We start from the raw sequence: 23,134 nt of genomic DNA, 5'->3' as shown, positions 1-23,134 counted from the left end.
CGGTATCGTCCGCGCCCAACCCTCGGCCTCCACTGAGGAGCCAGGCACGATGGCCATCGGCCTTCACGACAGCACTATCCAGAACCCCGTGATCCGCTGGGTCGACCAGCGCCTGCCGGTGTTCACCATGATGCAGAAGGAGTACGGGAGCTTCCCGACTCCGCGCAACTTCAACTATTTCTGGAATTTCGGCGCGCTCGCCATGGTCACGCTGATGATCATGATCGCGACCGGCATCTTCCTGGCGATGAACTACACGCCGCACACCGCCCATGCCTTCGACAGCGTCGAGCGCATCATGCGGGACGTGAACTACGGCTGGCTGATCCGCTACGTGCACATGAACGGCGCCTCGATGTTCTTCATCGTGGTTCTCGTCCATATCTGGCGCGGCATGTACTACGGCTCCTACAAGGCGCCGCGGGAATTGCTGTGGATCTTCGGTGTCGTCATCTTCCTGCTGATGATGGCCACCGCCTTCATGGGCTACGTGCTGCCCTGGGGCCAGATGTCCTTCTGGGGCGCCACGGTCATCACCAACCTGTTCAGCGCCTTCCCGCTGGTCGGCGAGCACATCGTGACCTGGCTCTGGGGCGGCTTCTCCGTGGACAATCCCACGCTGAACCGCTTCTTCAGCCTGCACTACCTGCTGCCCTTCGTGATCGCCGGCGTCGTCTTCCTGCATGTCGCCGCGCTGCACATCACCGGGTCCAACAACCCGCTCGGCATCGACCCCAAGGGGCCGCAGGACACCCTGCCCTTCCACCCGTACTACACGGCGAAGGACAGCGTCGGCCTGATCGTCTACTTCATCGTCTTCGCCGCGCTGGTCTTCTTCGCGCCGAACTACCTCGGCCACCCGGACAACTACATCCCGGCGAACCCGCTGGTGACGCCCGCGCATATCGTGCCGGAATGGTACTTCCTACCGTTCTACGCCATCCTGCGCGCGGTGCCGGACAAGCTCGGCGGCGTGCTGCTGATGTTCGGCTCGATCGCGGTGCTGTTCGTGCTGCCCTGGCTCGACACCTCCCCGGTGCGGTCCATGCGCTTCCGCCCCATCGCGAAGTGGGCGCTGTATCTCTGGCTGGTCGCCTTCTTCGTCCTGATGTGGGCGGGCGGCAAGCCGGCGGAGGAGCCCTATGTGACGATCTCCCGCATCGCCACCGCCTATTACTTCGCCTACTTCCTGGTTGTCCTGCCCCTGCTTGGCCGCCTTGAACGGCCGTTGTCGCTGCCCGAGAGCATCGCCATGCCCGTCCTCCGCGGTGGCGGACCGGTGATGGCGGGCGCCGCGGCGAAGCCGATGGAGAAGGCCTGATGCGTGACCTCAAGCGGGGCTTCCGCAACCTGCTCGGCGCCCTGGCGCTGGGCGCCGCCACCCTCGGTGGCGGCCTGGCCCTCACCACCCCGGCCCGCGCGGCCGGGGAGGCGATCGCCATCCCGGATGCCGGCTTCAGCTTCGCCGGCTTCTTCGGCACCTTCGACCGCGGCGCCGCCCAGCGCGGCCTGCAGGTCTACAAGGAAGTCTGCGCCGCCTGCCATGGCATGTACCAGCTCTCCTACCGCAACCTGCTGGAGATCGGCCTGAGCGAGGAGCAGGTTCGCGCCATCGCCGCCACCTTCGAGGTGCGGGACGGTCCGAACGACATGGGCGAGATGTTCGACCGCCCGGCACGCCTGTCCGACCGCTTCCGCCGCCCCTTCGCGAATGAGCTGGCGGCGCGCGCGGCGAACAACGGCGCCTATCCGCCGGACCTGTCGGTCATGGCCAAGGCCCGCCCGAACGGCGCCAACTACCTGCATGCGCTGCTGGTCGGCTATGTCGAGCCGCCGCCCGGTTTCACCGTGGCGGAGGGCATGTACTACAACGCCTATTTCCCCGGCCATCAGATCGCCATGCCGGCGATCCTGAACCCGGACCAGGTGGAATATGCCGATGGCACCGCCGCGACGGTGGACCAGATGGCGCGCGACGTGACCACCTTCCTCGCCTGGGCGGCGGAGCCGGAGACGGAGCAGCGCCGGGCCATGGGCATCCGCATCATCCTGTTCCTGATCGTGCTGGGCGGCCTGACCTATGCCGTGAAGCGCAAGGTCTGGGCGGATGTGAAGCACTGAAGCTGACAACCCGTCAGTTTCGGCAAAGGGCCGTCCCGGCAGGGGCGGCCCTTTTTCGTTGAGGGCCCCCTTTTCGTTGGAGGCCAGGAAGGCTTCATGCCGCCGGCCTGCCATTGTAGAAGCCCCTGCCACCGAGGAGCCCCGCCGCCATGTCCGAAACCATCACCCCCGTCATCGGCCTGATCGGCGGCTCCGGCTTCTATGACATTCCCGGCCTGGAAGGCCGCGAATGGAAGCATGTGGCCAGCCCCTGGGGGGAGCCTTCGGATGCGATCCTGCACGGCACCGTCGCCGGCGTGGCGGTGCGCTTCCTGCCGCGCCATGGCCGCGGTCACCCCACCCCACCCTCCGCGCTGAATTACCGCGCCAATATCGACGCGATGAAGCGCGCCGGCTGCACCGAGATCATCTCCCTCTCGGCCGTGGGGTCATTGAAGGAGGAACTGCCGCCGGGCCATTTCGTGATCGTCGACCAGTTCATCGACCGCACCTTCGCGCGCCAGAAATCCTTCTTCGAGACCGGCTGCGTCGGCCATGTCTCCGTGGCGCATCCGGTCTGCCCGCGGCTGGGCGATGCGCTCGAAGCCTCGGCGCGGAAGCTGGGCCTGCCGGTGACGCGCGGCGGCACCTACATGGTCATGGAAGGCCCGCAATTCTCCACCAAGGCGGAGAGCCTGCTGTACCGGAGCTGGGGCTGTTCGGTGATCGGCATGACCAACATGCCCGAGGCGAAACTGGCGCGGGAGGCGGAGCTTTGCTACGCGACCGTCGCCATGGTGACGGATTTCGACTGCTGGCACCCGGACCATGATGCTGTGACGGTGGACCAGGTGGTGAAGGTGCTGTTCGGCAATGCCGACAAGGCGCGGGCGCTGGTCGCCGATGTGGTGCCGGGCCTGGGCGCGCCGCGCGGCCCCTGCCCGGCCGGCTGCGACCGGGCGCTGGAACATGCGCTGATCACCGCGCCGGAGATGCGCGACCCCGCGCTGATGGCGAAGCTGGATGCGGTGGCCGGGCGGGTGCTGCGCCCGGCGGGGTGAAATCATAAAGCGGGCCGGTTGCCTGACCGGTCCGAGGCCGCGAATGCGGCCCGGCGCCTGAGGGCCTGGAAAGGCATACCCACGGTCGATGAAATCGGCCGTTGGTATCAGTCCTTCACTTCCTCCAGCCGCACCGCCAGGTCGCCGGTCTGCGCCGCGCCCTCGCGCTTGCGGCGCCGCAGCACGATCGGGACGATGACCACGATCAGCGCCAGCAGCAGGATCACCCAGAAGGGATAGACCGGCTGGTTGCTGTTGGGCGTCCAGATCGGGATCATAATGAGCAGAGCGAGGCTGATCCCCGCCGTGATGTAGTAGCCGAGCATGACCGTCAGCTCCCCAGATGCTTGGCGAAGAAGGCCAGGGTGCGGGCCTGCGCCACATCGGCATCGGCCGGCTTGTAGGAGCCACGCTCATCGCAGCCGAAGCCGTGGCCGGCGCCCTGGTAGACGAAGATCTCGACGCCCGGCTGGGCCTGGCGGATCAGCTCCACATCGCTCATCGGGATGGAGGCATCGACCTCCCCGAAATGCAGCTGCACCGGGCAGCCGGGGATTTCGGTGCGGGTGCCGGCGATGCCGCCGCCATACCAGCCGCAGGCGGCCTTGAAGCTGGTGCTGCGCGTGGCGCCCCACCAGGCGATGGTGCCACCCCAGCAATAGCCGACGATGCCCTTGGCGGCGGTGCCCGGCAGCGCGGCGGCGGCGGCCTCGATGTCCAGCATCGTGCCCTTCTCATCCACCTTGGCGCGCAGGTCGCGGCCACGGGCCACATCCTCCGCCGCATAGCCAAGCTCCACGCCGCGCTCGACGCGGTCGAACAGGGCTGGGCAGATCACGGCATAGCCCTCGGCGGCCAGGGCGTCGCAGACATGGCGCATATGGCGGTTCACGCCGAAGATTTCCTGCACCACCACGAGCGCCCGCTTCGCATCGGCAGGGCCGGCACTGTAGGCGTTGAGGCGGTGGCCGTCGGCGGCGGTCAGCTCGATCTGCATGGCGTATCCCGTCAATCAGGTTTCGGGCCTTGGCGGAGGGCAGGATCGCATCCGCGGCCGGTTGGATGCTAGTCTCCCCGCATGGGCGACCTCGTCAACCTCAACCATGCGCGCAAGGCGCGGGCGAAGCAGCAGGCGCAGGCCGATGCGGCCGCCAACCGCGTGAAGCACGGGCGCAGCAAGGTGGAAAAGCTGGCCGACCGGCAGGCGGCGGCGCGGCGGGACGCGCTGCTGGATGGCGCGAAGCAGGACGAGCCGAAGAAGGATTAGCGCTGTTTTCTAAGGATCCACCCGAAATGGATGCTTCGCCTTCAGCTGCCAGGAAATTCCGCCTCGGACCGGAGAAAATTCATCAGCAGCCTTGCGGTCTCATCGGTTTCGAGAACCGCGTCGACGCATAGTATTTGGATATCGAGTGGGCACGATATCTTCACCTCGGGCACGGCACGGATCTCGGATATTAAAGCGCGCCAACTGGCCCGCAAGGCGACCATCGAGCGAGGATCCAATTGCTGATTGAAGCCCACGCAGCCGTTTGTGAACAGCCGTTCTTCAGATGTCCATGCGCGGCTTTTCTGTATCTCGTCATACCCGGCATTGATCCGACCCATGAAAAAGAATTCTGGCTTTCCGGCATGATGCAGCAGCCTTGCGAAGCCAACGGGCATGAGGGCTATGTCCATTGGCTTTTCGGGCCGGCCCGCCTGAAGCAGACCAGCCTCCTCCAGGATTTCCCGCCGCATCGCCGGCATCAATAGGTTCATCAACGGAAATTCGCCGGCTGGAAGCTTCTCGGCATCCAGCCAGTCGACGGACCCGGAGCCACTGGGCGCCAGCATTCCACCACTGGCGACGCTTTCCACCCGTTGTCGAGTCAGGAAGACATGCATGTCGGATGTTATCAGGATCGCGGAGACGCCGATGACATTGGCCGATGCGGATGCCGGCAGGGAAGATGAAACAAGATTCGAGAGAGGGCGAAGTTCGCGGCAGCTTTCCGCTGTGCGGGTGGTGAAAAGCGAGAAGCCATCGTAAACCAGAACGCCCGCCACTTCCCGCATCTCATCCTCGAACTCATGCACCACGAATCCGGAGGAATAATCGGTGGCAAGCAAGGCATAATAATCCGTCTCCTGAACAATCCCTTGAACAACAACCAAATTTCCTTCCGCCGTGAGGATGTCGGCGGCCAGGCGACATTTGTCTTCATTGCGGATGCTGGCGCCCTGGATTATTTTCTCGTGGACGCGCAACTTCATCACTTTATAGGTGGCGGATTCCGTCGGCTCGAATTTCTTTCCCTTCTTCACCTTGATGTCCTGGCCAGCGACCAGGGCGCGACATACGGACGGGCTCCAGACAGCGATGCCATTGGTGAATTGCCGCAAAACGTACTCGCTCTGGATGTAGTCGTGAGGCAGGGAGATCGACAGAAACTCCTCGCGCCCCTGTATCTGATGTCCTTCCAGTTTTCTTCTCACCAGGTTCGGCATCGCGTCTCTGACACTTTTCGCATGGATGGCATACGCGAGCAGAAGAGAGGTCAGCGCCAATATGGCGCCGGCCACCGTGGCAATTGACGGAGCACTCCAGATCGAGACCGCCGCGGCCGAGGTGCGGGAGACATCGATCATGAGATAGACAAAACCGATCACGGAAATCATCGCGCCGATAATGCCCAGGACATTCGCATAAAATACTTCTCGTTGTCGCTTGAGCACAAACCGCTCTTCTTGCGCGGTCAGAAGGCCGCGCAGGATGGCGCTTTTCGGCTTTCCCGCTTCTCGCTGCTGTCGTTCCAGCTCCGCGACTCTCAGCTTCCAGACGCCCAGGTGGGTGCGATCTCGATCGAACTCCCGCCCATGGACACCCAGGACGCCCAGGAGTTTATCTCTGACCCAGCTCCGCATGATCGGCAATTTATCCGGCAGTTGACATTCGAACTAATCTGTCACACATCCAAACTGTGGTGAAGTCGATGTGTTGCTTATTCGATAGATATTGGATCGTGCTGGTCTGGTTGGCTGCCGAAAATTGGATGGCGCGATCATTCGAAGGAATGGAGGGGTCCGCTGTGGGCCAGGTTCGTTGGGCTAGCGCGACGCCCTCCACACAGGCAGGGCGGCCCAGGCACCGCAGGCTCAAGGCGCTCACCGGCCGCGCGCCCGAAGAATACACCGGCAAGGTCTGGACCTCGACGCCAGGGCTCATCATCATCGGCCGGATGCGCCAAATGCTGGGACCGAATACCTAAGCCGATGCAGAGCCCCGACTTCGATCCGGCCGCCACAGGTTGGCGTATCGTCACCCCCTCCGGCCTTCCGGCGGTGGCCGATCCGCTCTGGGTGCGGGGGGCCGAATACGGCTTCCAGGCGCGAGCGGACCACGCCAATGGGCGCGGCGTCATCCATGGCGGCATCCTCGCCACCTTCATGGACCACAGCCTGGGGCTGATGGTGCGGCAGGCGATCGGCGGGGGCATGAACCTCGCCACCATCCAGCTCGATTTGCACTACCTGGCCGCGGCCATGCCGGGGCAGTTCCTGGTGGGATCAGGGGAGATCACGCGGCAGACCCGCAGCGTGGTCTTCGTGCGCGGCCTGCTGAAGGCGGGCGACACCAGCGTGGTGGCCGCCACCGGCGTCTGGAAGATCCTGGCCGCGCGGTGACGCGGCCCGCGCCCATGGTCTAGAAGGCGCCAGCGACAGACGGAGACCATTCATGAAAATCACCTGGTTCGGGCATTCGGCCTATCGCCTGGAATTCGGCAATTCGGTCGTGATGATCGACCCCTTCCTGACCGGCAATCCCGTGTTCCAGGGCGATGCCGAGGCGGCCAGCGCCGGCGCCACCCATGTGCTGCTGACGCATGGCCATAGCGACCATGTCGGCGACACGCTGGCGATCCATCAGCGCACCGGCGCCAAGGTGGTGGCGAATTTCGAGATCTGCATGTGGCTGGCCCGCCAGGGGCTGAAGGCCATGGACCCGATGAACACCGGCGGCACCACCCAGCAGGATGATTTCTCGGTGACGCTGACCATCGCCTTCCACTCCTCCTCCGTCATGGACGAGAACGGCATCACCCAGGACCTCGGCCTGCCGGGCGGGCTGGTGATCACGCCGAAGGCCAAGGGCGAGCCGGTGATCTATCACATGGGCGATACCGAGGTGTTCGGCGACATGGCCCTGATCGGGGAGCTGCACAGCCCGACGGTCGCGATGGTGCCGGTGGGCGACCGCTTCACCATGGACGGCAAGCGCGGCGCCCTGGCCGTGCAGCGTTTTCTCCCGTCCGTCACCACCGCCATCCCCTGCCATTTCGGCACCTTCCCGATGATCGCCCCGGATGCCTCGGTCTTCGAGCGGGAGATGGCGGGGGCCAAGGCGAAGGTGCTGGTGCCGGAGATCGGCGTGACCTTCACGCTGTGAATTCAGGCGGGGCACGTTCTGTGTGCCCCGCCGGCCTGCGGTTGGACTGACGGCCGACCGGCATGGGCGAGAGATGGCTGTGGGAAGGGACGTTCGGTGCGTCCCCACGCCTTTGGGGCACACGCGGCAATCGTCAACGCCGCGCCCGAGGACCAGGGTTCATCCCTGCACCTGCGGGGAACACGCCCATGCGAGCATGGCGCGCGACCAGCACCGCGGTTCATCCCCGCGCCTGCGGGGAACACTCTTTCACTGAACACGGGTGGGTCATTGGCATGGGTTCATCCCCGCGCCTGCGGGGAACACGTCGGCCAGCGCCGAATCGTCCAGCAAGGCCGCGGTTCATCCCCGCGCCTGCGGGGAACACCCGGCGCGACGGCAGGCGCCAGCCCAGCCTGTCGGTTCATCCCCGCGCCTGCGGGGAACACTCGGCGTAGCAGTGGTCGCACGCGGGGCTGACCGGTTCATCCCCGCGCCTGCGGGGAACACGGCGAGGCGATGGATGCGGCGATGCACCGCCACGGTTCATCCCCGCGCCTGCGGGGAACACCTGCAGCATGACCTGAAATGCTGGCCGCCGTACGGTTCATCCCCGCGCCTGCGGGGAACACGGTCTGGTCGTGCCAGTAGACCCGAGCGCGCTCGGTTCATCCCCGCGCCTGCGGGGAACACTCACGGCGGCTGCTGAACTGGGGGCCGGTGCGAGGTTCATCCCCGCGCCTGCGGGGAACACAACGCGCCGAGCGGCACGCCAGCGTCGCTCACCGGTTCATCCCCGCGCCTGCGGGGAACACGAGGACCCCGGCGTCACGATGCCGGACCCGAGCGGTTCATCCCCGCGCCTGCGGGGAACACCTGCTGGGCGAGCAGGATGCGGATTACGACGACGGTTCATCCCCGCGCCTGCGGGGAACACGCCTGGCGGACCTGGAAGCGCAGTTGCGGGCCCGGTTCATCCCCGCGCCTGCGGGGAACACGAGGCGTCCTGGCCAGACGAGGCGGCTACGGGCGGTTCATCCCCGCGCCTGCGGGGAACACGGGCCAGAGCCTGTTCGGCGGGACCAGCGACAACGGTTCATCCCCGCGCCTGCGGGGAACACCAGCGTCAGGATTGGGGTCGGCACGACTACGCCGGTTCATCCCCGCGCCTGCGGGGAACACATCCGCGCCAGCCAGAGTACCTGAGCCTGTTCCGGTTCATCCCCGCGCCTGCGGGGAACACCCTCTCCCCTTCTTCGCCAACCTCTGCTGGTGCGGTTCATCCCCGCGCCTGCGGGGAACACTAGTGCTTCGGGTCGCGCCCGGCGTGTCGGGCCGGTTCATCCCCGCGCCTGCGGGGAACACTGCCCTCTCTGCGGATGAGCCGGTAGCGGTGGCGGTTCATCCCCGCGCCTGCGGGGAACACGAGGGCCTCGCTCATGCGTGCGCCTGGATCAGCAGGTTCATCCCCGCGCCTGCGGGGAACACAGACCCGCGCCAACCAGAAGCAGAACGTCAGCCGGTTCATCCCCGCGCCTGCGGGGAACACGCCGCCGTACAGAACGTCGAGGTCGACGGATGCGGTTCATCCCCGCGCCTGCGGGGAACACACCCGAGGCTGCATGAAGCCAGGCAGAGGGTTCGGTTCATCCCCGCGCCTGCGGGGAACACAGCTGTTCGCGCTCTGCCGACGTCTCGGCCGCCGGTTCATCCCCGCGCCTGCGGGGAACACATTCTCCAGCCGGCGATCCTGGAACGGAACGCAGGTTCATCCCCGCGCCTGCGGGGAACACAGACCCGCGCCAACCAGAAGCAGAACGTCAGCCGGTTCATCCCCGCGCCTGCGGGGAACACGCCGCCGTACAGAACGTCGAGGTCGACGGATGCGGTTCATCCCCGCGCCTGCGGGGAACACACCCGAGGCTGCATGAAGCCAGGCAGAGGGTTCGGTTCATCCCCGCGCCTGCGGGGAACACAGCTGTTCGCGCTCTGCCGACGTCTCGGCCGCCGGTTCATCCCCGCGCCTGCGGGGAACACATTCTCCAGCCGGCGATCCTGGAACGGAACGCAGGTTCATCCCCGCGCCTGCGGGGAACACAGACCCGCGCCAACCAGAAGCAGAACGTCAGCCGGTTCATCCCCGCGCCTGCGGGGAACACGAGCCGTGCCCGGCATGCGGGTCGTGCCAGACCGGTTCATCCCCGCGCCTGCGGGGAACACAGGCCACTACCGCCTCATCCTGGCGGACCCGCCGGTTCATCCCCGCGCCTGCGGGGAACACATCACCAGCGTGCCGTCAGGCATCTGGTAGGCCGGTTCATCCCCGCGCCTGCGGGGAACACGCCAGCTGGTGGACGAAGCCGACGCCTACCACCGGTTCATCCCCGCGCCTGCGGGGAACACGGGCGTGCGGTCAGCCGGCATCGTCTGTCATCCGGTTCATCCCCGCGCCTGCGGGGAACACTTCGCGCTACTCCCGCTCGTGTCCGGCACCTACGGTTCATCCCCGCGCCTGCGGGGAACACACCCGGAACGCCTGCGCGCTGGCGGCCCAGCCCGGTTCATCCCCGCGCCTGCGGGGAACACTCTGGAATTGTCGCGCCGCCCGGCATAGTCACCGGTTCATCCCCGCGCCTGCGGGGAACACGGCGGCGATGCGCTGCCGCTCGGCCAGGACGGCGGTTCATCCCCGCGCCTGCGGGGAACACGCGTCGGCAGGGTTTCCCACGGGCCAAGCTTCCGGTTCATCCCCGCGCCTGCGGGGAACACGATGACGTTCGCAGTTTCACGCAGGTTCACTTCGGTTCATCCCCGCGCCTGCGGGGAACACATCGTCGTAAAGCCACCCGTAGGAGCCGGCACCGGTTCATCCCCGCGCCTGCGGGGAACACAGCAGCGCGCCGACCGGATCGGACGTGCGGCCCGGTTCATCCCCGCGCCTGCGGGGAACACTTCAGCGCCCGGGTGTTCGGCCCGAACCGCGACGGTTCATCCCCGCGCCTGCGGGGAACACTCGCTGGTGGCCAAGGGCCTCGGCGGGTGGACCGGTTCATCCCCGCGCCTGCGGGGAACACTCTTCCTGGATACCCTTGAATATCCTGGCAGATTCATCTGTCAACGAACGTACCGATCTGAACCACCCTCTGAAGCGTGGCCAAGCGCACGGTCAAGGCAGCCCGTCCAGGCCTAGGGCGGGCAGATTGGGGGGAATTTCAGGCCCGCACCACCCCCATCACCTCCTCCGCCAAGGCGAGGGAGGCCGTCAGGCCGGGGCTCTCGATGCCGAACAGGTTCACCAGCCCCGGCACGCCATGCGTCGCCGGACCCTGGATGACGAAATCCTGCCCCGGCGCGCCCTTCGGCACCGTCTTCGGGCGAATGCCGGAATAGCCGGGGGCCAGCGCGCCATCCGGCAGTTCCGGCCACCAGCGGCGGATGGAGTCGTAGAACAGCTCCCCGCGCCGCGGATCGACATTGTAGTCGATGGCCTCGATCCATTCGACATCCGGCCCGAACCGCGCCTGACCGCCGAGATCGATGGTCAGATGCGTGCCGAGGCCGCCCGGCACCGGCACCGGATAGATCAGCCGGCTGAAGGGGGATTTTGCGGTCAGGCTGAAGTAGTTGCCCTTGGCGTAGAAGGCGCCGGGGATGTGCGCGGCGGGCATGCCCTCGATCCTGCGCGCCAGGGCCGGGGCATGCAGCCCGGCGGAGTTCACCAGCAGGTTGCAGGACAGCGCCATCGGCTCCGCCCCGCCGACCTCGATCTCCACCGCATCCCCCGCCACCCGGCCGCGCAGCACGGGGGCGTGAAAGGCGAACATGGCCCCCGCATCCTCGGCATCGCCCTGAAGCGCCAGCATATAGGCGTGGCTGTCGATGATGCCGGTGGAAGGCGAGACCAGTGCGGCGGTGCAGGACAGCGAGGCCTCCATGCCCCGCGCCTCCGCGCCCGAGATGAAGCGCAGGTCGTCCACGCCATTGGCGGCGGCGCGCTGGCGGATGCCCTCCAGCTGCTCGGCCTCCGCGTCGCTGGTGGCGACGATCAGCTTGCCGCAGTTGCGATAGGGCACGCCGTGGCTGTCGCAGTAGTCATACAGCTTCCATTTGCCGGCGACGCAGGTCTTCGCCATCAGGCTGCCGGCCTTGTAGTAGATGCCGGCGTGGATCACCTCCGAATTGCGGGAGGAGGTCTCGGTGCCGATGCCCTCCGCGGCGTCCAGCACCAGCACTTCCCGCCCCGCCTGGGCCAGCGCCCGCGCCACGGCCAGGCCGACGACCCCTGCCCCCACCACCACGCAATCCACCTGGTCCATGCTGTTCCCTCGGGCGCTTTGCCGCATGGGTATGGCAAAACGAGGCGGGCGGGGAGGGGGTGGGCGTGACACCGGCGGCTGGAGGCGGTTCAGCCGATCTCCAGCGCGTCGATCCGCCCGTCGGCGGCGAGGCCGAAGCGGAAGGTCAGCACGGCCGGGCTGCCGGGGAAGTTGCCGGAGACATTGGCGCGGACGATGCGGCGCCCCGCCTCCTCGCGGCAATCCAGGGGCTCGGCCTGCACGGCGTAGCGGGCGCTGGTCTGCTCGATCCAGGCGCGGATGGCAGGCAGGCCGGTGATGTCCTGGCCCTCGTCCCGCACCCTGGCCTGGGCGCTGAAGCAGCCCAGCAGGGCCGGCGTGTCGTGGCGGTTCTTGGCGGCGAAATAGCTGGCGAGTGTCGCCGGCAAAGTGAGGGTCATGACGCGATCCGATCCGGTGATTGGCTGGCCATGGAGATGCGCGGTAGGCTGCCGCATGGCCAGAACCGACCGGAAGGTCAGCTACTCACCCACGGGTAAGCTGGCGGATGTGACCCCCGAAATGGCCGCCGCCGGGGTGGACGCCGCGCTGCGCCTGCTGGACGGGCGCTGGAAGATGGAAATCCTGTTCCAGCTCTTCGGCGGCGGCGTGCTGCGTTTCTCCGAATTGGAGCGGGCGATTCCCGCCGTGTCGCAGAAGATGCTGACCCAGCATCTGCGGGAGCTGGAGCGTGACGGGCTCGTCACCCGCACCCTGCACGCCCAGGTGCCGCCACGGGTGGACTATGCGCTGACAGCCTGGGGGGAAGCGCTGTGCCCCGTGCTGGACGCGCTGCTGGACTGGGCGGCCCGACGGCCCGCCCAGCCTGCGCCCGCCTAGCCCTTCAGCCGCTTCCAGGCCGTGACCTGGAGCGCGGAGGCGTGCACATGCACCACCGCCGGCACCCGGCGCGGCGCCAGGGCGGCGTCGAGCACCGGTGCGATGTCGTCCTCCGTGGCGATGGTGAATCCCTCCGCCCCGAAGGCCCGGCCCCAGGCAGCGAAGTCCGGATTCACCAGATCCGCCGCGCTTGAAAAATTGCGGCCCGGATAGCGATTGGCGTGGTGCATGCCGATCGAGCCATAGGTGCGGTTGTCGGAGATCAGCAGCACCGGCGCGGCGCCGTGGCGCATGGCCGTGGCGATCTCGTTGCCGGTCATCAGCGCGCCGCCATCGCCCGTGACGGCAATCACCTGCCGCCCCGGATGCCGGATGCTGGCCGCGACCGCCATCGGCATCCCGGCGCCCATGCCGCCGACGGCGGAGCCCAGGAACATCTGGCCCGGGCGGAACGGGATGTGGCGGTGCACGAAACTCGTGAAATTGCCGGCATCCGTGGTCAGCACAGCATCCGCCGTCATCCGCGCCGCCACGGCGATGCAGACGGCGGAGAAATTCACGCCGTCCGGCGCCGGTTCGTGGCGCGGCGCGGTCAGGTCGCGGTGCAAGCCGTGCAGCCGGGCGATCCAGGCGGCGCGGCCGGGGGGCGTCGGCGGAGTCTTGCGGGCGAGCAGCGCCTCCACCAGCAAGGCCGGGTCACAGGCCATGGGCAGGTCGGCGCGGAAAACGCGGTTGAGCTCCGAGGGATCGGGCCAGACATGCACCAGCGGGATCTGCGGATCGGGCGCCGTGGGCCAGGTGTAGGACTGGCTGACCACATCGGTCATCCGCTCGCCCAGCGCCACCAGCAGGTCCGCCTCCCGCAGCGCCGCCATCAGCGGCGGCTGCACGCGGTTGCCGATATAGCCGGCATAGTTGGGGTGGTGGCTGTCGAACAGATGCGGGCGGCGATGCGTCGGCGCGACGGGCAGCGACCATTCCTCGGCCAGGCGCTTCAGCGCGGCCAGCGCCTCCGGCGGGCCATCCATGGCGCCACCGACCAGCACCACCGGGCGCTGCGCGGCGGCCAGGCGTTTTGCCAATTCCTCCACCTGTGAGGGTGCCGGGCCGGGGGTGGCGCGGATGCGGGGTTTTGCGAGTGGGATTTCGCTGGCGTCGTCGTCCAGCACATCCTCCGGCAGCACCACCGCCACAGGGCCGGGCGTGCCGGATTCGGCGAGGTGGAAGGCACGGGCGATGGCCTCGCTGGCCTGCGATGCCATGTCCACCGGGATCACGGCCTTCACCGTATCCGCCAGGTACTTTTCGTAATTCTGCTCCTGAAGAGCGCCGCGGCCACGGTCGCGGCGTTCCACCTGGCCGATCAAAAGCACCATAGGGATGGCGTCGTGAAAGGCCGTGTGCAGGCCGATCATGGCGTTGGAGACGCCCGGGCCGCGCGAGACCATGCAGACGCCCGCGCGCCCGGCGCGCATGCGGCCATCGGCGGCGGCCATATAGGCCGCGCCGCCTTCATGCCGGCAGACGACGAGTTTCAGCGCCGGCACATCCACCAGCGCATCCGTCAGCCCGAGAAAACTCTCGCCCGGCACGCAGAACAACAAATCCACGCCATGCGCGGCGAGGCTTTCGGCGACCAGCCTTCCAACGCTGCGCGTCATTCCGCGGCCGCCTTCGTCGCATTGCCGCGCCAGACCGGCGTCAGCCAGTGCCGGTATTTTTCGAGGCGACCGCGCACCGCATCGTTGTAGAGCGTCTGCAGTCTGCGGGTGACCTCGCCCGGCGTGCCGTCGCCGATGTCGTAGTGGTCGATCGAGACCATCGGCAGCACCTCCGCGCCGCTGCCGCAGAAGAAAGCCTCGTCGGCGACGTAGAGCTCGGAGCGGTCGACATCGCGCTCCACAACCTCCATGCCAAGCTCCTCCCGCGCCAGCTCCATCAGAGTCTCGCGCGTGATGGATTCGAGGATGTCGGCGGTCACAGGCGGCGTGATGAGCTTGCCGTGCCGGACGATCATCACGCAGGCGCCGGGGCCTTCCGCCACCTTGCCGGCGGCGTTCAGCATCACCGGCGGGCCCATGCCGTTCATCCGCGCCTCGATATAGGCGAGGCGCGAGTTGTGGTAGTTCGCGCCGGACTTGATGCGCGACGGGGAGGCCAGGTCGCTGTTGCGGCGCCAGGTGCTGATGGCGCTTTTCACGCCGGTCTCCTGCACCTTCTTGGACGGCATGGAGAAGGCGAGGATGAAGAAGCCGGTGCGGATTTCGCTGGGCAGGTAATGCGTCAGCTCGCCCTCGGCGAAGTAGACCACGGGGCGGTAGTGGATCGTCTCCCGGTAGTTGCAGGCGCGGATGAGTTCCAGGCTCGCCGCCTCGATCTCCGCATCGGAATACGGAATCGTCATGCGCATGATTCGCGCGCCCTGGCGCAGCCGGGCGATGTGGTCGGCGTGACGGAAGGTGAAAAGCTCCTGCTGCTCCTCGTTCCAATAGGCACGGATGCCCTCGAACACATTCTCCCCGCGCAGCACGCATTCGGTGGAGATGTGCATGGTGGCATTGGCCCAGGGCACCAGCTTGCCGTCGAGCCAGGCGTAATCCGCCGTCTTGCTCATGGGGTTGTATCCTCCGGATAGGTGATGTCGATCAGCAGATTGCCGTGGATGTCGCGGGTCACATGCGCGTCGGGGCCGAGCACGACGGTGGATTCGCGTTCCTCCACCACGGCAGGGCCGGCGATGCGCTGGCCCACGGGCAGGCGGTAGCGGTCATAGACGGCGCAGGGGGCGAGGCCCGTCTCCGCGAACCACACGTCGCGATGGCCCTTCAGCGCGGCACCCTCGCCCGGCGGTGACGTGAAGCTCTCCGGCACCTTGGGGCGGCTGGCGGTGGCGTGCAGGCGCCAGGAGAGCACTTCCATCGCCACACCGGTGATGCGGCGGTCGAACAGCCCAAAGTAGGTGTCGCGGAAGGCGGCTTCCACGGTCGCGGCATCCGCCGCCTCGGGGATCGGCACGCTGATGTCGAAGCCCTGGCCAGCATAGCGCATGTCGACGCTGCGGCGGAACTGCACGTCGCCGGGCGCGGCGCCGGCATCCAGCAGCATCGCGCGCGCCTCCGCTTCCATCTCCACAAACTTTTGGGCCACGCCGTCCCAATCCACGGCCGTCAGCCGCTGCACACCGGACCGCACCAGGTCGATCGCCGGCGCGGCAACGAGGAAGCCCAATGCGGAGGCGACACCCGCGCCCTGCGGCACGATCACCCGTGACAGTTTCAGCAGTTTCGCCAATCCATAGGCATGCACGGGACCGGCGCCGCCGAAGGCGAGCATGGCGTAGCGGCGCGGATCGCGCCCCTTCTCCGCCACATACATCCGCGTGGCGGCGGCCATGTTCTCGTTGACGATGCTGTGGATGCCCGCCGCCACTTCCAGCGCCGTCATGCCGAGCTTCCGGCCGAGATGCGCCTGCATCGCGCCTTCCACCGCCGCGCGGTCCAGCGCCATTTCGCCGCCGAGAAAATACTCGGGCGAGAGATAGCCCAGCAGCAGGTCCGCATCCGTCACCGTCGGCTGCGTGCCGCCGCGCCTGTAGCAGACCGGACCGGGCACGGAGCCCGCGCTCTCCGGCCCCACATTCAGCAACCCCATCGCATTCACATGGGCGATGGAGCCGCCGCCAGCGCCGATCTCGATCAGGTCGATCACCGGCACCTTCAGCGGCAGCCCGGACCCCTTACGGAAACGCCGCACCCGCGCCGCCTCGAAGGTCGAGGCATGCTCCGCCTCCCCCTTCTCGATCAGGCACATCTTGGCGGTTGTGCCGCCCATGTCGAAGGAGATCATGTCGGCGACGCCGGCGATGCGGCCGTAATGCATGGCGGCGGTGGCGCCGGCAGCAGGGCCGCTTTCGATCAGCTGCACGGGGTTGGCGCGCGCGTAACCCACGGAGGCGATGCCGCCCGCCGAGAGCATCAGATGCAGCGGCCCGCCAAGCCCACGCTGCCGCAGCTCCGCCTCCAGGCTCGCCAGATAGCGGTCCATCAGCGGCAGCACATAGGCGTTCACACAGGCGGTATTCGCGCGCTCGTATTCGCGAATCTCCGGCGCCACATCAGAGGAAAGCGTGACGGGCACGCCCGGCATTTCCTCCGCCAGGATCGCGCCGACGCGCCGTTCATGCGACGGGTCGCGATAGCTGTGCAGCAGGCACACCGCCACCGCCTCCACCCCATCGGCGCGCAGGGCGCGCGCGGCGTCGCGCACCTCCGATTCCACCAGCGCCACCAGTTCCCGTCCCTGCGCATCGTGGCGCTGCGTCACCGCATGGCGGCGCGGGCGCGGCACCAGTGGCTCCGGCTTGTCGAGGAACAGGTCGTAGAGATCGTAGCGCATCTCCCGCCCCATCTCGAGGCTGTCGCGGAAGCCGCGCGTGGTGACCAGGCCGATGCGCGCGCCCTTGCGCTCGATGACCGTATTGGTCACCAGCGTCGTGCCATGCACCACCTGGCGCACATCACCGATGGAAGCGCCCGCTTCGGATAGAATGCGGGTGATGCCTTCCAGGATGGCGCGGCCGGGATCGTCCGGCGTGGTCAGCCGCTTGCCGGTCAGCACGCGGCCGGTGGCATCATCCACCAGCACGAAATCGGTGAAGGTGCCTCCAACATCGACCCCGATGCGGTAAGGGCGCGCAGCATCCGTCATTCCACTTCCCTCATGCGCCCGCCTGCCGCCCAGCCGGTGCGAAGCGCACCGGCTGCACGTCGCACATCCCGCAGCTCACGCTCATTCAGGCTTGATCCCCGCCGTCGTCACCACCTCGCGCCAGCGCGCCGTCTCGCTCACCAGCATCGTCCGAAACGCGTCCGGGCCGAGCTGCAGGCGTTCCAGCCCCAGCGCCGGCAGCCGTGCCTGCACCGCTTCCGTCGCCATCGACTTGTCGATCGCCTCCCGCAGCCGCGCCACGATCGGGGCCGGGATGCCGGCCGGGCCGAGCACGCCCCACCAGAAGCCGGCCACCAGGTCCACGCCCTGTTCGCGCAGCGTCGGCACATCCGGCATCGCCGGCAGGCGCTGTTCCGCCGCCACGCCAATCACCCGCATCTGCCCGGAGGCCACCAGCGGCGCGGCCGTGGCCATCGCCTGGATCATCGCCTGCACCGTGCCGTTCAGCACATCCGGCAGCGCCGCGCCGGTGCCGCGATAGGGCACATGCGTCACCTTCACGCCGCTGCGCATCTGCAACAGCTCGATCATCAGATGCGTGCTGGTGGCGGTGCCGCCGGAAGCCACGTTCACCGCCTCCGGCCGCGCCCGCGCCGCTTCCAGCAGATCGCGCGTCGTGCGAAAGGGGGAGCTGCTGGCGACCACCAGCAGCGCCGGGGCGACGCCCAGCGTGGCAATGGCGGTGAAATCGCGCCCGGTGTCGAAGGCCACCGGCTGGCCGGTCGCCGCCTGCACCGCCGGGATCGTCGCCAGCGGCGTGTCGCCCAGCAGCAGGGTCAGCCCATCCGGCGGGCTGCGCATCACCGCCTCCGCGCCGATCTGGCTGCCGGCGCCGGCGCGGTTCTCCACCACCACCGGCTGGCCCAGCTCCGCGCCCAGCGGCGTCGCCAGCAGCCGGCCCAGCGTGTCGGAACCGCCCCCTGGCGCGAAGGGCACGATCATGCGCAACGGCCGGGTCGGCCAGGGCGCCTGGGCGCCCGCCGCGAATGGGACAGCCGCCATCGCCGCCGCCAATGCGCGGCGGGTGATCTTATGGGTCATTGTTTCCTCCGGTAGTCGCGTTGCGCCCCCTCGGGCGTGACGTAACCATCCGCGATGTCCCGCTGCAGCGCCATCGGGTCCCGCGCCGCCGGGTCGCCATAGCCGCCGCCACCGCCCAGATGCAGGGTCAGCCGATCCCCCGGCGCCAGCATGCTGCGCGATTTCGGATGCGGCTTGCGGCCATCCTGCAGCTGCACCAGCGCCGGCGCCCCCGCCCCGCCGCCATCCAGCCCGCCGGCCGGATGCTTCATACGGTCGGAGACCATGGAAAGCCGCACCGGCTGGTCGGTCATCACCTCCAGCTCGATCTCCTGGCCCAGCCCGCCGCGGAACTGGCCGGGACCGCCGCTGTCCGGCAGCAGGTCCTTGCGCCAGACCAGGATGGGGGCGGAGGCCTCGAAGGCCTCGATGGAGCCGGAGCCGCTATTGGTCGGGAAGGCCGTGGTGTTCAGCCCGTCGCGCCCCTGCGTCGCGCCCATGCCGCCGCTGCCGAACAGCACCTGGCTGAACCGCTCTCCCCGCCTATCCAGCCCCGTGGTGACGGGACGCGGCGCCGGGGAGGCGCTGTCCGCCACCACCAGCTGCGGTGCGATCTGCGCCAGGCATTTGTAAAGCGCGCCGGACAGGAACAGCCCGGTCAGGTGCCGCGCATTCACCGCCGCCGGCCAGCGCGGGTTCAGGATGCTGCCTTCCGGCGCCGTCACGCCGATGGCGCGGTAGCTGCCCTCATTGCGCGGCGTCATCGGGTCCAGCGCGCATTTCAGCGGATAGACGGTATAGGCGTAGGTGTAGTTCATCACGCTGTTCAGCCCGCGCGCGATCTGCGGGGAGGTGCCGGCATAGTCCACGCTGAGGCTGTCGCCGGCGATGGTCACCGCGCATTGGATGCGCGTCTCCGCCTCCTCATAGCCATCGGCGAAGACAGTGCCGTGCCAGGTGCCGTCCGGCAGCGCCGCGATCGCCTGGCGCATCGCCGCATCGGCACGCGCCTGCAGGGTGGCGGACAGCGCCGTCAGATCGGCGAGGCCGGTATCCCCGAGGAATTCCACCACCCGCCGGGCGCAGACGGTGATGGCCGTGATCTGCGCCTGGATGTCGCCCATCACCTGGTCGGGCACGCGCACATTGCCGCGGATGAAGCGCACCACCTCCCGGTTCTCCTGGCCCTCGACCAGGAATTTCGTCGGCGGGATACGAAGGCCTTCCTCGAAGACCTCCGTGCAATCGGCCGACCACAGCGTGCCGCCGATATCCGGCATGTGCGAGGTCGCGCCCGCAAAAGCCACCAGCTTGCCTTGATGAAACACCGGCATGGCCGTGGTGATGTCCAGCAGATGCCCGGTCCCCATCCAGGGATCATTGGTCATCAGCACGTCCCCCGGCCGCAGCTCCTCCAGCGGATATTCGGCCAGCATGTGCTTGAGCGTGCGCGGCAGCAGGCCGACAAAACTCGGGATGCCGATGGAGTTCTCCGCCAGGCTGTTGCCCTCCGCATCCATCAGCACGGTGGCGAAATCGTTGGATTCGCGAACGATGGTGGAGAAGGAGGTGCGCAGCAGCGCCGCCGCCGCCTCATCGGCGATCGAGATCAGCCGGCTCCAGAGGATCTGCAGCGTGACGGGATCGAAGCGGGCGGACATGGGGGCGGAGGACTCCCGGAGGGTTCGCCGCAGGGTGCCCCCACCCTGGCCCTGCCGGTAGCGCGTGTTTAAGGTGTTCCGCCATGAGCCTGCCTCAAGGCGTATCCGCCCTCCCCCTCCAGGCGCTGCGCGCCTTCGATGCCGCCGCACGCCACCTCAACATGGCCCGTGCGGCGGAGGAGCTGGGCGTGACCCAGGGCGCCATCAGCCGGCAGATCAAGTCGCTGGAGGGCCAATTGGCCGAAACCCTGTTCAAGCGCGGCCCGCGCGGGTTGAAACTCACCGAGGCCGGGGACCTGCTGGCGGATTACGTGCGGCGGGGGCTGGAGCAGTTGGAGGCCGGGCTGTTCCGCATCGGCCAGCCGCGCAGCCGCACCACCCTGGTGGTGAATGCCGCGCGCACCTTCGCCATGCGGGTGCTGGCCCCGCGCATCGCCGATTTCGCCCGCGCCCATCCCTGGATCGCCCTGCGGCTGGAGACGCATCGCTATTTCGCGCAGTTGCACGGCGCCGATGTGGATGTGGCGATCCGCGCGGGCGATGGCGATTGGCCCGGCCATGTGGTGCAGCCGCTGACGAAGGAGGTGCTGTTTCCGGTCTGCGCCCCGGGCTACCTGCCCGAGGGCCTGCCCCCGTCGGAGGTTTTGGCCCGCGCCACCCTGCTGCATTACGCGGAACGGCCGCATTGGCGGGACTGGGCGATCGCCGCCGGTCTGGACCCGGCCTTGGCGACGGCCGGCCCCCGCTTCGACGAAACCGCCCTGACCCTGGCCGCGGCCGAGGCCCGCCAGGGCATCGCGGTGGGCTGGCGCGTGCTGGTGGCGGATGCGCTGGCTTCGGGGCGGCTGGTGCGGCCCTTCCCGCAGGCGCTGGATGACGGCACCGGCTACCACCTGGTGATGACCGAAATGGCCGCCCGCCGCTCCACCGTGCAGGCGTTTTGCGAATGGCTGAACGCCGCGATGGGAGAGTCAGCCCGCGTTTAGCCGCACGCGCAGCCCCGGCATCGGGCCACCCCCCGCATCCTCCAGCGTCACCGTCAGCCCATGCAGTTCCGCCACTGCCGCCACCAGCGCCAGGCCCAGCCCGGCCCCCGGCGTGGCACGCGCCTGGTCCAGCCGGTGGAAGCGGCGGAAGACCAGGGGCTTGTCGGCCGCCGGAATGCCCGGCCCGTCATCCGCCACGGTGATCTCCGGCCCCGGCCGCAGCGCAAGCGACACAAGGCCACCCTCCCGCCCATGGCGGATGGCGTTCTCCACCAGATTGGCCAGCATCTGCGTCAGCAGATCCCGGTCCCCCCGGAAGGTCACGCCAGGGGCGAGGTCGGTGGCGAGCGTCTGGCCTCGCTCGGCGGCCGCGCTGCCATAGAGCTCCGCCACCGTCTCCATCACCTGGGTCAGGTTCACCTCGGCGAAGGCGGCACGGCGGGCGCCGCTTTCGACCTGGGCGATGCGCAGCAGCGCGGCGAAGACCTCCAGGATGCGGTCGCATTCCGCCACCGCAGCCTCGGCCTCCGGCGTCGCCTCGGCCAGGGATTCCAGCCGGCCGCGCAGCCGGGTCAGGGGGGTGCGCAGGTCGTGGGCGATGTCGTCCGTCACCTGGCGCAGCGCCGCCATGGTGCCCTGCAGGCGGTCCAGCGTCGCATTCACCCGCCGCGCCAGCCGGTCGAATTCGTCGCCGCCGGGGCGGGTGAGAAGGCGGGTGTCCAGCCGCCCGGCCTCCACCTCCGCCAGGGCGCGCTCCATCTGGGCAGCGCGGCGCACCACGCTGCGCCCCACCACCAGCCCACCACCCAGCGCCAGCAGCAGCGCCGCGCCGCCGACCCAGCCGGCGCTGGCCAGCAACTGCGCCTCCAGCGCCTGCACCGGGCCGAGGTCGCGGCCGACCAGCAGGAAATGCCCGGCCGGCAGCGGCGTGCCATAGGCGAGCAGCGCGCTTTCGGCCTGCGCGGCATCCAGCGCCATGCTCGCCCAGCCGGGCCGCAGCGGCGCCTCCGCCAGGTTGCCGGCGATGCGCCCGGCCCCCGGCCCTGTCAGCAGGAAATACTGCGTGCCGCTGCGATCCGCGGCGATCCGCGCCTCGATCGACAAAGCGAGGGAGGTCACGCCGCCGAGCCGCCCGGCATTCAGCAGCACGCCGACATCGCGCTCGATCTCCGCCTGGATCTGCTGCGTCGCGAAGCGGGAGGCGGTGAAGAAGCCGATGCCGGCCAGCAGCGCCGTGCCCGCCAGGGTCAGCGCCAGATGCAGCAGCGTGATGCGGAAGCCGGTGGTGGCCCACCAGCGCGCCGGCGCCTCTTCACGCATCGGGCGCTCGCGCCACATAGCCGGAACCGCGCAGGGTGTGGATCAGGCTGGGTTCGCCCAGCTTGGCGCGCAGCCGGCTGATATGCGTCTCCACCACGCTGGTGCGCGGGTCGAAATGGATTTCCCAGACCTGTTCCAGCAGCATGTTGCGCGTCACCACCCGCCCGGCCTGGCGCAGCAGCACCTCCAGCAGGCGGAATTCGCGGGGCTGCAGGTCGATGCGCTGGCCGGCGCGGGTGACGCTGCGGCGCAGCAGGTCCATCTCCAGGTCGGCCAGGCGCAAGACGCTGGGCTCGGCATGCAGGGCGGGGCGGCGGCCCAGCGCATGCACCCGCGCCAGCAGCTCGGAAAAGGCGAAGGGCTTGGCCAGGTAGTCGTCGGCGCCGGAATCCAGCCCCTCCACCCGGTCGCCGAGTCCGGCGCGGGCGGTCAGCATCAAGGCCGGCGTCGCCACCCCGGCGGCGCGCAGGGCGCGGATCAGGCCGAGGCCATCCAGGCCGGGGAGCATCCGGTCCACCACCAGCACGTCATAGCCGCCGCCGATCGCCTCCATCAGCCCGGCCTTGCCGTCCGCCACATGGTTCACCAGATGCCCGGCCCCGCTCAGGCCGCGCGCCACCTCCGCCGCCGTGCCGGCATCGTCCTCGACCAGCAGGATGCGCAAGCGGGCCTCCTC

20 protein-coding genes and 1 CRISPR repeat array are annotated in these 23,134 nt (G+C 68.5%); of the genes, 8 read left to right on the top strand and 12 right to left on the bottom strand.

Annotated elements, in window-relative coordinates; translation table 11 throughout:
• Nucleotides 1–49: 49 nt before the first annotated feature.
• The 3 genes from JJQ90_RS21630 (at nt 50) to JJQ90_RS21620 (ending at nt 3,161) form a co-directional block, all read left to right on the top strand.
• Nucleotides 50–1,321, top strand: coding sequence for a cytochrome b (locus tag JJQ90_RS21630; RefSeq protein ID WP_216878350.1), 1,272 nt, complete (start codon nt 50–52; stop codon nt 1,319–1,321).
• The gene (locus JJQ90_RS21625; protein ID WP_216878349.1) at nt 1,321–2,121 is read left to right on the top strand and encodes a cytochrome c1; all 801 of its coding nucleotides are present in this window, start codon (nt 1,321–1,323) and stop codon (nt 2,119–2,121) included. The genes JJQ90_RS21630 and JJQ90_RS21625 overlap by 1 nt, the downstream gene beginning before the upstream one ends.
• 149 nt (nt 2,122–2,270) lie before the next feature.
• Nucleotides 2,271–3,161, top strand: a complete 891-nt coding sequence (locus JJQ90_RS21620; protein WP_216878348.1) for an S-methyl-5'-thioadenosine phosphorylase — start codon at nt 2,271–2,273, stop codon at nt 3,159–3,161.
• Nucleotides 3,162–3,268: 107 nt separating this feature from the next.
• Here the strand turns inward: JJQ90_RS21620 and JJQ90_RS21615 are convergent, their stop codons facing one another.
• On the bottom strand, nt 3,269–3,487 hold the full coding sequence (locus tag JJQ90_RS21615; protein ID WP_216878347.1) for a hypothetical protein: 219 nt from the start codon (nt 3,485–3,487) through the stop codon (nt 3,269–3,271).
• A 5-nt stretch (nt 3,488–3,492) separates the two neighbouring features.
• Nucleotides 3,493–4,158, bottom strand: coding sequence for a dienelactone hydrolase family protein (locus tag JJQ90_RS21610; RefSeq protein ID WP_216878346.1), 666 nt, complete (start codon nt 4,156–4,158; stop codon nt 3,493–3,495).
• A gap of 81 nt (nt 4,159–4,239) precedes the next feature.
• Between JJQ90_RS21610 and JJQ90_RS21605 the strand changes: the two genes are divergently transcribed.
• Nucleotides 4,240–4,428, top strand: coding sequence for a DUF4169 family protein (locus tag JJQ90_RS21605; RefSeq protein WP_216878345.1), 189 nt, complete (start codon nt 4,240–4,242; stop codon nt 4,426–4,428).
• A 41-nt stretch (nt 4,429–4,469) separates the two neighbouring features.
• Here the strand turns inward: JJQ90_RS21605 and JJQ90_RS21600 are convergent, their stop codons facing one another.
• Nucleotides 4,470–6,068 carry a hypothetical protein gene (locus JJQ90_RS21600; protein WP_216878344.1) on the bottom strand — a complete coding sequence of 533 codons (1,599 nt, stop codon included), beginning with the start codon at nt 6,066–6,068 and terminating at the stop codon, nt 4,470–4,472.
• A 348-nt stretch (nt 6,069–6,416) separates the two neighbouring features.
• On the opposite strand from JJQ90_RS21600, the gene JJQ90_RS21595 reads away from it, so the two are divergent.
• Together JJQ90_RS21595 and JJQ90_RS21590 are read left to right on the top strand one after the other, a co-directional pair.
• Entirely contained in the window at nt 6,417–6,827 is a 411-nt protein-coding gene (locus tag JJQ90_RS21595; protein WP_216878343.1) for a PaaI family thioesterase, read from the top strand.
• Nucleotides 6,828–6,879: 52 nt separating this feature from the next.
• On the top strand, nt 6,880–7,590 hold the full coding sequence (locus tag JJQ90_RS21590; protein WP_216878342.1) for a metal-dependent hydrolase: 711 nt from the start codon (nt 6,880–6,882) through the stop codon (nt 7,588–7,590).
• Nucleotides 7,591–7,745: 155 nt separating this feature from the next.
• Nucleotides 7,746–10,643: direct repeats of the CRISPR family, unit length 29 nt; unit sequence CGGTTCATCCCCGCGCCTGCGGGGAACAC.
• 138 nt (nt 10,644–10,781) lie between these two features.
• On the opposite strand, the gene JJQ90_RS21585 is transcribed toward JJQ90_RS21590, so the two are convergent.
• Nucleotides 10,782–11,885 (bottom strand): NAD(P)/FAD-dependent oxidoreductase, encoded by a 1,104-nt coding sequence (locus tag JJQ90_RS21585; RefSeq protein WP_216878341.1) that lies wholly within the window; start codon nt 11,883–11,885, stop codon nt 10,782–10,784.
• Nucleotides 11,886–11,974: 89 nt separating this feature from the next.
• Nucleotides 11,975–12,304, bottom strand: coding sequence for a nuclear transport factor 2 family protein (locus tag JJQ90_RS21580; RefSeq protein WP_216878340.1), 330 nt, complete (start codon nt 12,302–12,304; stop codon nt 11,975–11,977).
• A 121-nt stretch (nt 12,305–12,425) separates the two neighbouring features.
• Here JJQ90_RS21580 and JJQ90_RS21575 point away from each other — a divergent pair, with 121 nt between their 5' ends.
• A complete protein-coding gene (locus JJQ90_RS21575) occupies nt 12,426–12,743 on the top strand; it encodes a winged helix-turn-helix transcriptional regulator (RefSeq protein WP_268958695.1) in 318 nt (105 codons plus the stop codon).
• On the opposite strand, the gene JJQ90_RS21570 is transcribed toward JJQ90_RS21575, so the two are convergent.
• The 5 genes from JJQ90_RS21570 to JJQ90_RS21550 form a co-directional block, all read right to left on the bottom strand.
• The gene (locus JJQ90_RS21570; RefSeq protein ID WP_216878338.1) at nt 12,740–14,404 is read right to left on the bottom strand and encodes a thiamine pyrophosphate-binding protein; all 1,665 of its coding nucleotides are present in this window, start codon (nt 14,402–14,404) and stop codon (nt 12,740–12,742) included. The genes JJQ90_RS21575 and JJQ90_RS21570 overlap by 4 nt on opposite strands.
• The gene (locus JJQ90_RS21565; protein WP_216878337.1) at nt 14,401–15,357 is read right to left on the bottom strand and encodes a branched-chain amino acid transaminase; all 957 of its coding nucleotides are present in this window, start codon (nt 15,355–15,357) and stop codon (nt 14,401–14,403) included. The genes JJQ90_RS21570 and JJQ90_RS21565 overlap by 4 nt, the downstream gene beginning before the upstream one ends.
• Nucleotides 15,354–17,450 (bottom strand): hydantoinase/oxoprolinase family protein, encoded by a 2,097-nt coding sequence (locus tag JJQ90_RS21560; protein ID WP_216878336.1) that lies wholly within the window; start codon nt 17,448–17,450, stop codon nt 15,354–15,356. Before JJQ90_RS21560 ends, JJQ90_RS21565 begins: the two co-directional genes overlap by 4 nt.
• Before the next feature lie 81 nt (nt 17,451–17,531).
• Entirely contained in the window at nt 17,532–18,512 is a 981-nt protein-coding gene (locus tag JJQ90_RS21555; RefSeq protein WP_216878335.1) for a Bug family tripartite tricarboxylate transporter substrate binding protein, read from the bottom strand.
• Nucleotides 18,509–20,152: a hydantoinase B/oxoprolinase family protein gene (locus JJQ90_RS21550; protein WP_216878334.1), complete on the bottom strand. Its 1,644-nt coding sequence runs from the start codon at nt 20,150–20,152 to the stop codon at nt 18,509–18,511. Before JJQ90_RS21550 ends, JJQ90_RS21555 begins: the two co-directional genes overlap by 4 nt.
• Nucleotides 20,153–20,235: 83 nt before the next feature.
• Between JJQ90_RS21550 and JJQ90_RS21545 the strand changes: the two genes are divergently transcribed.
• Nucleotides 20,236–21,138 carry a LysR substrate-binding domain-containing protein gene (locus JJQ90_RS21545; RefSeq protein WP_216878333.1) on the top strand — a complete coding sequence of 301 codons (903 nt, stop codon included), beginning with the start codon at nt 20,236–20,238 and terminating at the stop codon, nt 21,136–21,138.
• On the opposite strand, the gene JJQ90_RS21540 is transcribed toward JJQ90_RS21545, so the two are convergent.
• The gene (locus JJQ90_RS21540) at nt 21,124–22,458 is read right to left on the bottom strand and encodes a sensor histidine kinase (RefSeq protein WP_216878332.1); all 1,335 of its coding nucleotides are present in this window, start codon (nt 22,456–22,458) and stop codon (nt 21,124–21,126) included. The two genes, JJQ90_RS21545 and JJQ90_RS21540, sit on opposite strands and share 15 nt — an antisense overlap.
• A complete protein-coding gene (locus tag JJQ90_RS21535) occupies nt 22,451–23,122 on the bottom strand; it encodes a winged helix-turn-helix domain-containing protein (RefSeq protein WP_216878331.1) in 672 nt (223 codons plus the stop codon). The genes JJQ90_RS21540 and JJQ90_RS21535 overlap by 8 nt, the downstream gene beginning before the upstream one ends.
• Nucleotides 23,123–23,134: the final 12 nt, after the last annotated feature.

Source organism: Falsiroseomonas oleicola, assembly GCF_019029495.1.
In the GTDB taxonomy this organism is placed as follows: Bacteria; Pseudomonadota; Alphaproteobacteria; order Acetobacterales; family Acetobacteraceae; genus Falsiroseomonas; species Falsiroseomonas oleicola.
This window is presented reverse-complemented; position numbering and strand designations above follow the sequence as displayed.

Bases quoted from the DNA above. Each gene is read 5' to 3' on its own strand.
- JJQ90_RS21630 (WP_216878350.1), top strand. From the start codon at position 50: ATGGCCATCGGCCTTCACGACAGCACTATCCAGAACCCCGTGATCCGC.
- JJQ90_RS21625 (WP_216878349.1), top strand. From the start codon at position 1,321: ATGCGTGACCTCAAGCGGGGCTTCCGCAACCTGCTCGGCGCCCTGGCG.
- JJQ90_RS21620 (WP_216878348.1), top strand. From the start codon at position 2,271: ATGTCCGAAACCATCACCCCCGTCATCGGCCTGATCGGCGGCTCCGGC.
- JJQ90_RS21615 (WP_216878347.1), bottom strand. From the start codon at position 3,487: ATGCTCGGCTACTACATCACGGCGGGGATCAGCCTCGCTCTGCTCATT.
- JJQ90_RS21610 (WP_216878346.1), bottom strand. From the start codon at position 4,158: ATGCAGATCGAGCTGACCGCCGCCGACGGCCACCGCCTCAACGCCTAC.
- JJQ90_RS21605 (WP_216878345.1), top strand. From the start codon at position 4,240: ATGGGCGACCTCGTCAACCTCAACCATGCGCGCAAGGCGCGGGCGAAG.
- JJQ90_RS21600 (WP_216878344.1), bottom strand. From the start codon at position 6,068: ATGCGGAGCTGGGTCAGAGATAAACTCCTGGGCGTCCTGGGTGTCCAT.
- JJQ90_RS21595 (WP_216878343.1), top strand. From the start codon at position 6,417: ATGCAGAGCCCCGACTTCGATCCGGCCGCCACAGGTTGGCGTATCGTC.
- JJQ90_RS21590 (WP_216878342.1), top strand. From the start codon at position 6,880: ATGAAAATCACCTGGTTCGGGCATTCGGCCTATCGCCTGGAATTCGGC.
- JJQ90_RS21585 (WP_216878341.1), bottom strand. From the start codon at position 11,885: ATGGACCAGGTGGATTGCGTGGTGGTGGGGGCAGGGGTCGTCGGCCTG.
- JJQ90_RS21580 (WP_216878340.1), bottom strand. From the start codon at position 12,304: ATGACCCTCACTTTGCCGGCGACACTCGCCAGCTATTTCGCCGCCAAG.
- JJQ90_RS21575 (WP_268958695.1), top strand. From the start codon at position 12,426: ATGGCCGCCGCCGGGGTGGACGCCGCGCTGCGCCTGCTGGACGGGCGC.
- JJQ90_RS21570 (WP_216878338.1), bottom strand. From the start codon at position 14,404: ATGACGCGCAGCGTTGGAAGGCTGGTCGCCGAAAGCCTCGCCGCGCAT.
- JJQ90_RS21565 (WP_216878337.1), bottom strand. From the start codon at position 15,357: ATGAGCAAGACGGCGGATTACGCCTGGCTCGACGGCAAGCTGGTGCCC.
- JJQ90_RS21560 (WP_216878336.1), bottom strand. From the start codon at position 17,450: ATGACGGATGCTGCGCGCCCTTACCGCATCGGGGTCGATGTTGGAGGC.
- JJQ90_RS21555 (WP_216878335.1), bottom strand. From the start codon at position 18,512: ATGACCCATAAGATCACCCGCCGCGCATTGGCGGCGGCGATGGCGGCT.
- JJQ90_RS21550 (WP_216878334.1), bottom strand. From the start codon at position 20,152: ATGTCCGCCCGCTTCGATCCCGTCACGCTGCAGATCCTCTGGAGCCGG.
- JJQ90_RS21545 (WP_216878333.1), top strand. From the start codon at position 20,236: ATGAGCCTGCCTCAAGGCGTATCCGCCCTCCCCCTCCAGGCGCTGCGC.
- JJQ90_RS21540 (WP_216878332.1), bottom strand. From the start codon at position 22,458: ATGCGTGAAGAGGCGCCGGCGCGCTGGTGGGCCACCACCGGCTTCCGC.